This is a genomic window from Pseudomonas neustonica, assembly GCF_003797945.1.
Taxonomy (GTDB): Bacteria; Pseudomonadota; Gammaproteobacteria; order Pseudomonadales; family Pseudomonadaceae; genus Halopseudomonas; species Halopseudomonas neustonica.
The window spans coordinates 41,361-53,955 of record NZ_RKKU01000004.1 but is presented as its reverse complement, the minus strand read 5'-3'; the positions used below and the strand labels follow the sequence as shown (position 1 = coordinate 53,955).

The 12,595-nt window shown below is 58.4% G+C and carries 9 protein-coding genes; all 9 read left to right on the top strand.

Annotation, left to right across the window (positions count from 1 at the left end):
• The first annotated feature begins 305 nt into the window (after nucleotides 1-305).
• Entirely contained in the window at nucleotides 306-1,850 is a 1,545-nt protein-coding gene (locus EF096_RS05285; RefSeq protein WP_123888580.1) for a glucan biosynthesis protein G, read from the top strand.
• A 4-nt stretch (nucleotides 1,851-1,854) separates the two neighbouring features.
• Nucleotides 1,855-2,109: a hypothetical protein gene (locus EF096_RS05280; protein ID WP_123888579.1), complete on the top strand. Its 255-nt coding sequence runs from the start codon at nucleotides 1,855-1,857 to the stop codon at nucleotides 2,107-2,109.
• Nucleotides 2,109-4,220, top strand: a complete 2,112-nt coding sequence (gene mdoH, locus EF096_RS05275) for a glucans biosynthesis glucosyltransferase MdoH (RefSeq protein WP_218565710.1) — start codon at nucleotides 2,109-2,111, stop codon at nucleotides 4,218-4,220. The genes EF096_RS05280 and mdoH overlap by 1 nt, the downstream gene beginning before the upstream one ends.
• A gap of 223 nt (nucleotides 4,221-4,443) precedes the next feature.
• Nucleotides 4,444-4,773, top strand: a complete 330-nt coding sequence (locus EF096_RS05270; RefSeq protein WP_218565711.1) for a hypothetical protein — start codon at nucleotides 4,444-4,446, stop codon at nucleotides 4,771-4,773.
• Nucleotides 4,774-4,964: 191 nt separating this feature from the next.
• On the top strand, nucleotides 4,965-6,326 hold the full coding sequence (locus tag EF096_RS05265; protein WP_218565712.1) for a TolC family protein: 1,362 nt from the start codon (nucleotides 4,965-4,967) through the stop codon (nucleotides 6,324-6,326).
• Nucleotides 6,323-7,495 carry an efflux RND transporter periplasmic adaptor subunit gene (locus EF096_RS05260; protein ID WP_123888577.1) on the top strand — a complete coding sequence of 391 codons (1,173 nt, stop codon included), beginning with the start codon at nucleotides 6,323-6,325 and terminating at the stop codon, nucleotides 7,493-7,495. Before EF096_RS05265 ends, EF096_RS05260 begins: the two co-directional genes overlap by 4 nt.
• The gene (locus EF096_RS05255; RefSeq protein WP_123888576.1) at nucleotides 7,488-10,643 is read left to right on the top strand and encodes an efflux RND transporter permease subunit; all 3,156 of its coding nucleotides are present in this window, start codon (nucleotides 7,488-7,490) and stop codon (nucleotides 10,641-10,643) included. Before EF096_RS05260 ends, EF096_RS05255 begins: the two co-directional genes overlap by 8 nt.
• Nucleotides 10,637-11,329: a response regulator transcription factor gene (locus EF096_RS05250; protein ID WP_123888575.1), complete on the top strand. Its 693-nt coding sequence runs from the start codon at nucleotides 10,637-10,639 to the stop codon at nucleotides 11,327-11,329. The genes EF096_RS05255 and EF096_RS05250 overlap by 7 nt, the downstream gene beginning before the upstream one ends.
• Complete coding sequence (locus EF096_RS05245) at nucleotides 11,295-12,584, top strand: sensor histidine kinase (RefSeq protein ID WP_123888574.1); 1,290 nt, start codon at nucleotides 11,295-11,297, stop codon at nucleotides 12,582-12,584. Before EF096_RS05250 ends, EF096_RS05245 begins: the two co-directional genes overlap by 35 nt.
• The last annotated feature ends 11 nt before the right edge of the window (nucleotides 12,585-12,595 follow it).

The following is a 12,595-nucleotide window of genomic DNA, read 5'->3' as shown; positions in this document are numbered from 1 at the left end:
AGCCTGGGACTGTCTTTTTGCTCGGCCCCAGGCTTCAATCGGGTCACCTTTGCGGCCTGCGGCTAAATCGTTCCCGCACACTGACAAGACAGCCAACCCCTCTTCCTCGCTTTGCTGCTCACATAAGCTGGCCATACCTGCCCAGTCGACTCCTCCAGACACACTGTGACGTGACTGGCATTGCCAGCAGTAAACGTACCCTGCTGGGAACTGTAGCTCTGTTTAGCGGCCTAAACCGGCAGATGCTCGTAACCAGCCGGTTAAAACCCACACGGCTAATAACCCTATTCGCAAGGAGCTAGATAATGACCAAAGGGATTTCACTGTTAGCCGGTGTGATCGGCTTATGGCTACCCCTTCATGCCAGCGCGGAAAACTTCAACTTTGCGGACGTCGTCGAGAAGGCAAAGACCCTCGCCGAGTCGCCCTATGAGGCACCCAAACCAGTTCCCAAGTTTTTGCAGGAACTCAGCTTTGATGATTATCAGGGCATTCGCTTCAAGCCGGAAAACAGCCTCTGGCACGAAAGCAACTCAGCCTTTCAGGTTATGCCGGTCCCGCCAGGGCTGTTTTACAAACACCCGGTACAAGTGCACATCATCGATGCGCAAGGCGTGCACCCGCTGAAATTTGAAAAGAGCCAGTTCAGCTACCCCAACACCGAGGTAGAGCGTTTGGTGCCTGCTGACTTGGGCTACGCCGGTTTTAAACTGACCTTCCCACTCAAACACGATGGCGCACAAAATCAATTTCTGGTGTTTGCCGGCGCCAGCTACTTCCGTGCGGTCGGACGGGATAATAACTTCGGCATTTCCGGCCGTGGCCTGGCGGTCAATACCGGGCTGCCGGGTGGCGAGGAATTCCCTGATTTTGTTGAGTTCTGGCTGGAGCGCCCAAGACCAGACGCCGACAGCCTGACGTTTTACGGCCTGCTGAATGGCGAAAGCCTGGCGGGCGCCTATCGCTTTACCGTCGTCCCCGGTGACGAGACAGCGCTACAGGTGCAATCCGTACTATTCCCGCGCAAATCTGTGGAGCTAATGGGCGTAGCACCGCTCACCAGCATGTTCTATTACGGCGAGAACACCCTTCGTCCAGCGGGCGAATGGCGGCCACAGGTACACGATTCTGATGGACTGCTGATCCACGACTCACCCTCTGACGAATGGATGTGGCGGCCATTGCGCAACCCGGAAGCGCTCAGCATGGATTACTTCGCCACCGAAAACGTACGCGGCTTCGGGCTATTGCAACGCGACACCGACTTCCACAACTTCATGGACCTCGAAGCGCGCTATGACGGCCGACCCAGTGCCTGGGTGGAACCTGATGGCGACTGGGGCAAAGGTCATGTGGTGCTGGTGCAGATCCCCACTCCAGACGAAACCAACGACAACATCGTTGCCTTCTGGAAACCCGAGGCTGAAGTAGCCCAAGGGCAATCGCTGAAATACGACTACACCGTACACTTTGGTGGCCCGGACATCGCCGACTCGCCCCTTGGCCGCACACAGGAAAGCTTCCTTGGTGACGGTATGCGCATTGGTGGCGGCAATGAAAAAGGGGCGGTACGCCTGATAATCGACTTCGCTGGCGGGCCGCTAGACCAACTAAAAGCAGATTCCCCGGTACTGGGCGAGGTCAGCATGCTGCAAGAGGGCGAGCTTATAGAGCAGTTTGTCGAGTATGTAGAGCCGCTCAATCGCTGGAGGCTGTCGATTCTTGCCCGCCCCGGCGATGACCGCCCGCTGAGCTTGCGCGCCTTCCTCCGGGACGAGGAGCAAACACTGACGGAGACCTGGCAGTACGAACTACCTGCCGATAACCACCTGCTCGGCCGAGGCAAATAAGCTCGTGTCCCCATCACAGCCTGTCAGCGAGATCCTGCTGCAACGTATTCTGGCCTACTGGGCATGGAGTGGTGTCACTATTGATGAAGCTGCGCAAGTGAGCGCGTTGGCCATTACCACTCGCCTGATGTGTGAACCCGATGACCACCGCCTGGCGCTCAGCCTGCAGATGCTGCAGGCTGAATTGCCTGTGCATCAGCCGCTGCCAGCAGCCTCACCACCGCTGCAACGTGGCAGCATGCGTTACGGTGACTATTGATGAATTCCCCTGAGACGCTGCCGGCAACAATGAGCACACCTCAGCGCCCACGCTGGCGCCTGGCCGCCACAGCGCGTCGCGGCCTGCTTGCCCTGGTGGTGTTAGTGCAAACCCTGACTGCCACCTATTTCATGCTGTCGGTGCTGCCCTATCATGGCGGCAACCTGGTGGAAGCTGGGATGGCAACGTTATTTGCGCTGCTGTTTGCCTGGATCAGCGTCGGTTTCTGGATTGGACTGACAGGCTTTGTGCTGCGCCGCCTGGGCGGCGACCCACGCAGTTTGCTACGCCAACAGGATGCGGCCACACTAGCCTCGACCCCGCTGGCGCGCACTGCCGTGGTCATGCCGATCTATCACGAGCCCGTTGGTCGCAGCCTGCAAGGGTTGAAAAGTGTCATCCTCACATTGCAGCGCAGCGGCACACTGGCGAATTTTGACTTCTTCATTCTCTCTGACAGCCGTGATCCTGATGTTTGGCTGGCCGAACAGGCAGCCTGGGACAGCTTGCGCAACGAACTGGGCCTGCAAAATCAGCTGTTCTACCGCCGCCGCCCCCTCAATCTGAACTATAAAAGCGGCAACATTGCCGACTTTCTGCGCCGCTGGGGTCCCACTTACGAATACATGATAGTGCTCGATGCCGACAGCCTTATGGGTGGCGACAACCTGGTCCGCATGGTGCAATTGATGCAGCGCCATCCCCAGGTGGGCATCCTGCAATCCAGCCCCAGCCTGATCAACGGCCGCTCGCTCTTTTCGCGCTTACAGCAGTTTTCCAACCAGTTATACGGGCCACTCTTTACTACCGGGTTAGCTGCGATTCAGCTGGGTCATGCTGCATTCTGGGGCCATAACGCTATTTTGCGTATCAAGCCATTCATGCAGCATTGTGGCCTGCGCAAGCTACCCGGCTGGGGACTCTTCAAAGGGCCTGTACTGAGTCACGACTTTGCGGAAGCAGCCTACATGGGCCGCGCCGGGCTCGAAGTCTGGCTAGAACCCGATCTAACCCAAAGCTATGAAGAGTCGCCACCGACCCTGTCGGACGAGCTCACACGCGATCGCCGCTGGGCCAAAGGTAACCTGCAGCACCTGTGGCTAATGCTCTTCAGCCGAAGGCTGAAACTGGCCCATCGCATGGCCTTTCTCAATGGCATCATGGGATATGTTGCATCGCCCTTGTGGTTCAGCTTTCTGGTGCTCACCACCATTGAAGTCGCACGCCTTATCCTCTGGCCAATCAATTATTTTCCTGAGCAAAATCAACTATTTCCGCTGTGGCCAGAGTGGCATCCGCAGCGCGCAGTATGGATGGTAAGCATCACCCTGACGCTGCTTTTCCTGCCCAAGTTTCTGGCCATTATCGACGTACTCCTGCGCGGCCGCAGGCACGACTTTGGCGGCGCTATACGCCTGTTCGGCAGTGTTTTGCTGGAAATGCTGATCTCAGCCTTGCTCGCGCCTATCCGCATGCTGTCGCACTGCCGATACGTGCTGGAAGCCCTGTTCAACGTCAATTTGCGCTGGGCCGGGCAAAACCGTAGTGGCGAAACCAGCTGGCTGGCCGCCATACTGAATCAGGGCATCGGCAGTCTGTTAGCGCTTTGCTGGGCCAGTTTTGCCTGGTGGCTCGATCCCATGTTTTTTCTCTGGTCCTTACCGGTAGCACTACCACTGGTACTGGCCGCGCCTATCTTTGTTCTGCTAAGCAAAGTCGGTTGGGGCGAAGTGCTGATGCGCCACCGCTGGCTACAAATCCCGGAGGAAGCCCGTGGCTCGCGCCTGCTGGACGATCTTGAGGCACCCAGCGAGTTACTGGAAATCGCGCAGCAACCCGCGTTTTCTGAGGCGCTTATTCACCCATATACCAATCGACTTCAGGTGCAGCTGGCCCATGCACCGCGTGCCAAGCGCCAGCAAAGCGAGTTGCAGCAGCTCGCTTTACGTTGTCTGCGCGAAGGCCCTCAAGCCCTTTCGCGGGCGGAACGCAACCTGATCGCTGGCGATGCCACAACACTTCAGTGGCTGCACTCGCAGATCTGGCAAGCGCCGCCGAGTAGCGTCTGGGGCCGCTTACTCCAGCACCGTATCGGTGATAACCACGGCTAGTACAGCATGTGGGCGACACCCAGCTATAGCCATTGCCAATTAAAAACCGCCTTGCCTATAATAATTATTCATCGCGGTGACAAACCGTGATCCGCCCTTGACTGTTCTAGCGCAACTGAGGGTGAGCTAGCTATTATTGGCAAGGAGCGAGAAGAAATCTCGCTTAATCGAGCAACCTGAAGGGGATTCGGGGCAACGCGCCCAGACTGCCAAGGAGATAGAAATGATAAAGAAGATGTTGGCGCTTTTAGTATTCACCTGCCTGTTCAGTACCACCGCTGCTGCCTTCAACGGCTATGTTGAAGTAACCAACAACACCGGCTACGACATTCACTACCTGTACGTCAGCCCCGCCCATGCCAGCGACTGGGAAGAAGATGTACTGGACCAGGACATACTGCCGAACGGCCACACGGTGCGCGTCAGCGTGCGCAAGGCAAAAGGCTCGGTTTACGATATTAGAGCGGAAGATGAAGACGGCGACACCTATACCCTGTGGGACGTAGATATCGCCAGACGTGACGTCACTTTCACCCTGGACGATATCGACTAAGAAGCCGAACTACCGAGCACGTCAGCGTGCTCGGTAGCCTGCCACCCTGACTCACAGGCAGATTCCGACACCCCCCACCCCATAAAAATTTAACCCCGCGTTAACCCTACAGGCATTAAGCTGCACACCACCTGATAGCCATGTCCCTTGCGACCAACGCATGGCTTACCTCGAGTTTGGGAGCAGTCTTCTTGATAAGGTCTTACCTATTCCCCCTGCTGCTGTGCCTATCTCTGCTGCTATCGGCTTGCGCAAGTAATGCGCCACGAGTCGAAGAGTATCAGGGGTTGCGTATAGACGAACTGCAACAACTGCCTGCCTGGTCTGGGCAGGCCCAGGGCAGTAATCTAACGTCGCTAAATCAGCTGATCGACAACACCACTCTGGATCAGCTGATTACAACCGCATTGGCCAACAATCCCAGCCTGCAGCAAACACTGCTTACGCTACAGATACGCCAGGCAGAGCAACGGCGCACCAATGGCGGTCGGCTACCCGCGCTGCAAGCCGGCTTTGCGGCCAACGACAGCGAAAACAACGACAGCAGCTACACCGGCTCGCTCAGCGTCAGCTGGCAAGTGGACCTGTGGCAAAAGATTGGCGACAGCGTAGCCGCTGCCGGTAAAGACGTGGCAGAGCAGCAGGCGCTTTACCAGGCTGCCCGTGACACGCTCGCTGGTGAAGTGATGCGCGGCTGGCTTGGCCTCATTGCCCAACAACATGCGGTCGCCATTGAGCAGCGCCGGCTCGACACGCTGGAGCGGAACGAGAGCTTCATTACCCAGCGCTACCGCAGCGGACTGGGCAGCCTCGAAGACCTGGATAGCGCGCGCAGCTCGGCAGCAAGCAGCCGCGCCACCCTGAGCGCCAACCAGGAATCACTGGCTCAGCAGCAACGTGCGTTACAAGCGCTACTGGGCAGCAGTAGCGCTGTGGACGTCAGCGTTCCCGAAGGCTATCCCGGCGTGCTGACGCCCTTGGCTGACTTACCCGAGCAAAGTCTGGCGCGACGCCCAGACCTGCAGGCTGCCTGGCTGGCAATCCAGGCCAACGACCTGCGCACCAGTGTGGCTTACAAGGATATGCTGCCAACCATAAGTCTGCAGGCAACCCTGCAGGATATTGCCAGCTCACCTGGACAAGCTCTGTTGACCGATCCGGTATGGTCGCTGCTCGGCCAGCTTACCGCACCGCTTTACCAGGGCGGACAACTGCGCGCAGCCGCCGACATCGCAGAATTGACCACCGCACAGAGCTATCAGGCATACCGCGACACGCTGGTCACTGCTGTCACCGAAGTAGAGAACGCCTTAGGCCAGGAGCGCAGCCTGGCGCAGCAGCAGGCGCATATCGAAACCGCACTGGCGCGCCAGCAGAACAACCTCACCCAATACCAGGAACGCTACCGCAACGGCACTGCAACAGTGCTCGAACTGCTGATCGTTCAGCAACAGACCTACAACCTTGAAGCGCAGCTCGACACCATCATCTACAACCGCCTGGCCAACCGAATTACCCTCGGGTTGGCACTGGGTCTGGGAGCCAACCAATGATTCGCCGCAGCAAAGCCACCCTCATTTTTGTTGGCGCCGTGCTCACCATCGGCGCTGTGCTGATCTATAACCACTGGCGTTCAAGCGCTTTTGAAGCCAGCAAACAAGTCCCGATGGCAAGCGAGCCCGCTGTACGCCCCAGCGTTAACGTATTGCGTGTAGAGCCCGGCCGCTATCAGGCACAAATGACCGGCTACGGCGCGACCAAGCCACGCTTTGAGCTAACGCTAAGTACGCAGGTCACCGGCCAGGTAAAACAGGTTGCCAGCGATTTTGAAGCCGGCAATCGAGTCAAGGCAGGGACCGTTCTGCTGGAGCTGGAAAACAGTGAGTATCGTGCGGCCTTGGCCAGTGCCGAAGAGTCCCTTGCCAAAGCCAAACTGGCACTGCTGCAGGAGCAACGCGAAGGTGTGCAGGCGCAGGCCGAATGGCGCGCCTCAGGGCTGGATGGCGAACCGGCCTCCGAACTGGTGCTGCGCCAGCCGCAACTGGCTGCCGCCAGGGCGACACTGAAAAACGCTGAAGCCAGCGTTACCCAGGCACGCCGCGATCTGGAGCAAACCCGCGTGAAAGCCCCCTTCGACGCACTGATAACCAGCCGCAGCGCGGCGCCTGGCAGTTACCTACAAACCGGCGGTGAAGTAGGCAGTTTGCTCAGCACGGATCGACTGGAAGTCGCCATCGCCCTCTCCGCCCAGGATTGGGCCAGTCTGCCTGCACTTGAGCAAATGCGCGAAGCACAATGGCAAGTGAGTCTGCACAATGTAGAAAACAACCAGCACTGGCAGGCTACCGTCGTCAGAGCGGAACAAAGCCTGGATGAGACCACCCGCCAGCGCGCGCTGATCGTTGCGGTACAAAATCCGCTGGAGCAGGTACCCGAATTGTTACCGGGTACCTTTGTCGAGGCACGTATTCCCGGCCGCGAGATCGACAACCTGTGGAAGCTCCCTAGCTCCGCGCTCAGCCAGCGCGGCAATATCTGGTACGTGAGCGAGGAAAACGCATTGGTGAGCCTCGCAGTACAGCCGCTGTTCGCCGATGCGGAGGCCATTTATATTGCCGCCCCAGCGGCGATGCTGAACGCCGCGCAACAGATTCTGGTACACCCACTCAGTAGTTACCTGGACGGTATGCAGGTTAACCCGGTGGAGGTGAGCAATGAGTGATTCGCTGCGTGGCGGCGGCATTATCGCCTGGTTTGCGCGTAACCCGGTCGCAGCCAATCTGCTGATGCTGCTGGTTATCGTACTCGGCATCATGTCCGTGGGCGATCTGCGCAAGGAAGCATTCCCGGCCCTTGAACCGGACAGCATCAACATTGGCATCACCTACGACAGCGGCTCGGCGACCCAGTCCGAAGAAGGGCTGGCGATCAAGATCGAAGACGCGCTGGAAGACGTGATTGGCATCAAAAGCATCACCAGCACTGCCAACGGCAGTGGGGCCAACGTCATCGTCGAGATGCAGTCTGACTATGACCTGGACTCACTCATGCGGGACGTGAAGAGCAAGGTCGATGCTATCTCCAACTTCCCCAGTGAGGCGAAAAAACCGGTCATCACCAAGGCGCAGCGTGAGTCTGATGCCCTGTCACTGCAACTCTATGGCGATACCGATCGCTACACCCTGCAAGCCCTGGCCGAATCACTGCGCTCGGACCTGTTGAGCAACCCCAACATCAGTCAGGTAAACCTCAACGGCTGGCTCGATCCGATGATGGCTATCGAGGTCAATGAGGCGCGCCTGCAAGCCTATGGACTGACCCTCAACGACGTTCAGCAAGCGATCAACCAGAACTCCTCCAGCACCTCCACAGCGGTATTGCGCAATGACAATCTTTATCTGCAGCTGAAAGCCTCCGAGCAGGCTTATCTGCAGGAGGATTTTGCCGCCCTGCCCTTGATCAACAGCACCACCGGCCGCCAATTGCTGCTCGGTGACGTCGCTACCATTCGCGATACTTACGACGACAACACCTCGGTGCTCTCCCGCTTCGCTGGTCACCAAAGCATTGGCCTGGAGATCATCAGCACTGGTCAGGACGACATCATCAACACCGTCGATGCCGCCTATGACGTGATTGCCGAGTGGCGTGATCAGGGCAAGCTACCCGCTGGCGTCGAACTCAGCAGTTGGCAGGACAGCAGCGAAAGTATCACCGATCGCCTGCGCCTGCTGGTCACTAACGCTGGCATGGGTATTTTGCTGGTCTTCGTGCTGCTGGCGTTGTTCCTCAACGTGCGCGTCGCCTTCTGGGTTGCCATGGGGCTGCCGTTCATTTTCTTCGGCACCTTGTACTTCATGGGCGAAAGTTACGCCGGCCTGTCACTGAATCAGTTCACCACCTTTGGCTTCATCATGGCGTTGGGTATTGTCGTGGACGACGCCGTCGTGGTGGGCGAGAGCGTCTATGCCGTACGTTCTGCCGAAGGCGATACCCTGGCCAATACGGTCAAGGGAACTATGCGCGTCGCGGTGCCAACACTCTTTGGCGTGTTTACCACCGTGGCGGCTTTCTACGCCCTGTCACAAATCAGCGGCGGCCTGGGCCAGCTCTATGCCCAGTTCGCGACCGTTGTCGCCATCTGTCTGGTGCTATCAGTCATCGAATCCAAACTGATCCTGCCAGCGCATCTGGCGCACCTCAATACCCATCGTCAACGCAGTAGCAACCGCGTTACCCGCGGCTGGCAGTGGCTGCAGAACGGCGCTGATACCGGCCTGAACTGGATTAACGACCGCTGCTATCGCCCGCTGATCGACTTCGCACTGACTCACCGCTATGCCGTAATCCTGCTCTTCGTCGCACTCTTTCTGCTGGTCATGGCCATGCCTTTCAACGGCAGCGTGCGCATGAGCTTCTTTCCCGAGATTCCGGGTGATCGCGTGCGAGCGCAGGTCAGCATGCTCAACGATGCGAGCTACGGGCAAACCCATGCCGCGCTCAACCAACTGGAGCAGCAGGCCTATGCGGTTGATCGTGAGCTGATCGGCAATGCCGATACGCCAAGCAATATCGCCAACCTGCAAGTGATGTCATCTTCCGATCAGGAGGGTCAGGTAACCGTAGAGCTGGCAGATGATGCCAGTTACGACATCGGCACCTTTACCCGGCGCTGGCGGGCCATGGCCGGCAACCCGGAAGGCGTGAAGACGATTAACGTGCGCAGCCGTTACGGCTCCGTTGATGCCCTGCGTATTGAACTGCGCGCCAACGATGACAGCATCCTGACACAGGCCGGAGAACAGCTGAAAAATAGCCTGGAGGCGATCCCGGCAGTCAACGGCATCAGCGACAACCTGACACCCGGACAGCCGCAGCTGCATCTGAAGCTCACCCAACAGGGTCGCGCCCTGGGCATGACCACAGACCAATTGGCAACGCAGTTGTTTCAGGCCTTTAGCGGGCAGGTAGTACAGCGCTATCAGCGCAATAGCGACGAGATCGAGGTCAAGGTGCGCTACCCGGAAAGCGATCGCCAGAATCCGGCCAACGTACTCAACTCGCGGGTTCGCACACCCGACGGCGCTGTGGTGCCGCTGTCCAGCGTGGCCAGCGTGAGTTATGGCTTTACCCGTGACAGCATTACGCGTATCGACGGCAAACGCGCGGTGTACCTTTCTGCCGATGTCGACAAGGAGCAACTATCCTCTACCGAGCTGGTAAGTCGACTGCGGGCAACCCTGGTCCCCGAGCTGGAGCGGCAGTTTCCAGGCCTGGACATTCAGTTCGCTGGCGAGGCCGAGGAGCAGGCGGAAACGCAGTCATCGATGCTGAACGTATTCCTGATCGCCATGCTGGTGATCTACATGCTGCTGGCCATTCCATTGCGCTCCTATATACAGCCAGTGCTGATCATGACGGCGATCCCTTTTGGCGTGGTGGGCGCCATACTCGGGCATTGGTTCAACGATTTATCGCTCGGCATTCTCTCACTCAACGGCATCATCGCCCTCAGTGGCGTGGTGGTAAATGACAGCCTGCTGTTAGTCGCCCGTTACAACGACATCAAGCAAACCGCGGGCTCACTCACCGAGGCCATCAGCGAGGCTTGTCGCAGCCGTCTGCGCGCAGTACTGCTGACCTCGGCAACCACCTTCGCCGGGCTGGTACCGCTGCTGGGCGAAACCTCGCGGCAGGCGCAGTTCCTGATTCCAGCGGCGGTGTCACTGGCCTACGGCATTCTGTTTGCCACCGTTATCACCCTGATCCTGATACCCGCGCTGTTGCTGATCCAGGAGGATGCCACCCAGTGGCTGCGCCGACGCTTCAGAGGGCAACCTGCTGCCGAGGAGCCGTCAACGCCATGCTAGATATTCTATTGGTAGAAGATGACCAGGACCTCGCCGCAACCCTGGTGCAGTATCTGGCGCTGGAGAATATCCGCTGCGATCATGCCAGCAACGGCGTCAGCGGCCTGGAACTGGCGCAGCAGCATGATTACGACGCGCTACTGCTGGACCTCAACCTGCCACGCATGGACGGCCTCAGTGTCTGCCAGCGCCTGCGCAACCAGGGTAATGACACGCCCATTTTGATGCTCACCGCACGTGACCAGCTAGCCGACAAGCTCGACGGTTTCAACGCTGGCACTGATGACTTTCTGGTCAAGCCGTTTGAGCTGCAGGAGCTGGTCGTGCGCGTCAAGGCACTGGCGCGCCGCCGCAGCGGCCAGGCGCGAGTGCTGCGCTGCGCCGACCTGAGCATGGACCTGGCTAGCCGACAGGCAAGCCGTGCCGGCCAAGCTGTAAAACTATCTCCCATTGGTTGGCAACTGCTGGAAGTGCTGTTGCGCGAATATCCGCATACCGTGAGCCGGCAAAAGCTGGAAGAGGCCGTCTGGGGCGATGAACTACCGGACAGCAACAGCCTCAAAGTGCATATGTTCCACTTGCGCAAGGCGCTAAACAGCCCCTTCCCCACAGCTTTGCTGCATACAGTTCCAGGACACGGCTTTGTCTTACATGAAAGCACTGAAGATGCGCCAGATCAGCCTTAAGTGGTTCGTTGCGCTGGCGTTCCTGTCACTCGGCATTCTGCTGGTGGTTGGCTACACCATGCTGTCGCTGAACTACTTCGTCAACGGCATGGATACCGCCATCGGGCGCAATATGGAAAAGGTTGCCCAAAGCTACCTGACCGATCCGGCTACCGCTGCTCAGTTGTTCGACGATTACCCCGTCACCAGCCGCTGGGGCGAGCAGCCGCAGACAATCCAGCGTGCCTTCGCACAGCCACCTGCGCGTGAGGGCGTGCTCTACAAAGAACTGGATCAGCCCAACTTCCTGGGCCGCCCCAGCGCAGTCTTTTTTGCGTTGCGTTTTACCACGCCTGGCGGAGATCGCTTCATGAGCTATCAGATCATCGCCGGCCAGGTGCCTCGGCTATTGACTCAGCATCGCGGCAGCTTCCGCACCCTGATGTGGATTAGCCTGGGTAGCGCACTCACCCTGGGATTGCTGATCTGGTTGGTAATGCGTCGCGTGTCTCGCCCGATTACAGCTCTGGGTAACTGGGCGCGCGCGCTGAACGAGCGCACGCTGAATAACCCGGCACCGAATTTCAACTATCCCGAACTCAACGATTTTGCCGAGCTGGTGCGCACCAGTCTGTCATCCGCACAACGTGGGCTGGAGCGCGAGCATCGCTTTTTGCGGCATACCAGTCACGAACTGCGCACGCCCATCAGCGTGGTGCGCAACAACGTAGAGCTGCTAAGCAAATTGCAGGAAGCCAGCGGCCAACAGATCGATCTCCGCCAGCTACAGGCCATCGAGCGCATCGACCGCGCCAGCCAAACCATGCAGCACCTGACCGAAACCCTGTTGTGGCTGAGCCGCGACAATCTGGACACCCTGCCGGCCAGGCCGGTCCAGCTGGATATGCTGGTGCAGGAACTGGTAGAGCAAATGCGTTATTTACTGCGTGGCAAAGATGTGGACGTGCAAATCACGACCGATCCCCACAGTATCCAGCTGGCAGAAGCGCCTGCTCGTATTGTACTAGGCAACCTGATTCGCAACGCCTTTCAGCACTGCAGCGAAGGCGACGTCAGCATCGTGCAGCAGCAAAACTGCGTACGCGTGAGCAACAGTGTTTCCCCGGAAGTAGATGAACACAGGGAAGATCTTGGCTTTGGCCTGGGCTTACAACTGACCACTCAACTCACCGACAAACTCGGCTGGCGCTATCAGAATCAGCAGCAGGAGCAACGGCAGATCGCCGAACTCTGGCTACAACCACTGCAGCGCTGAGCTGAAGACTG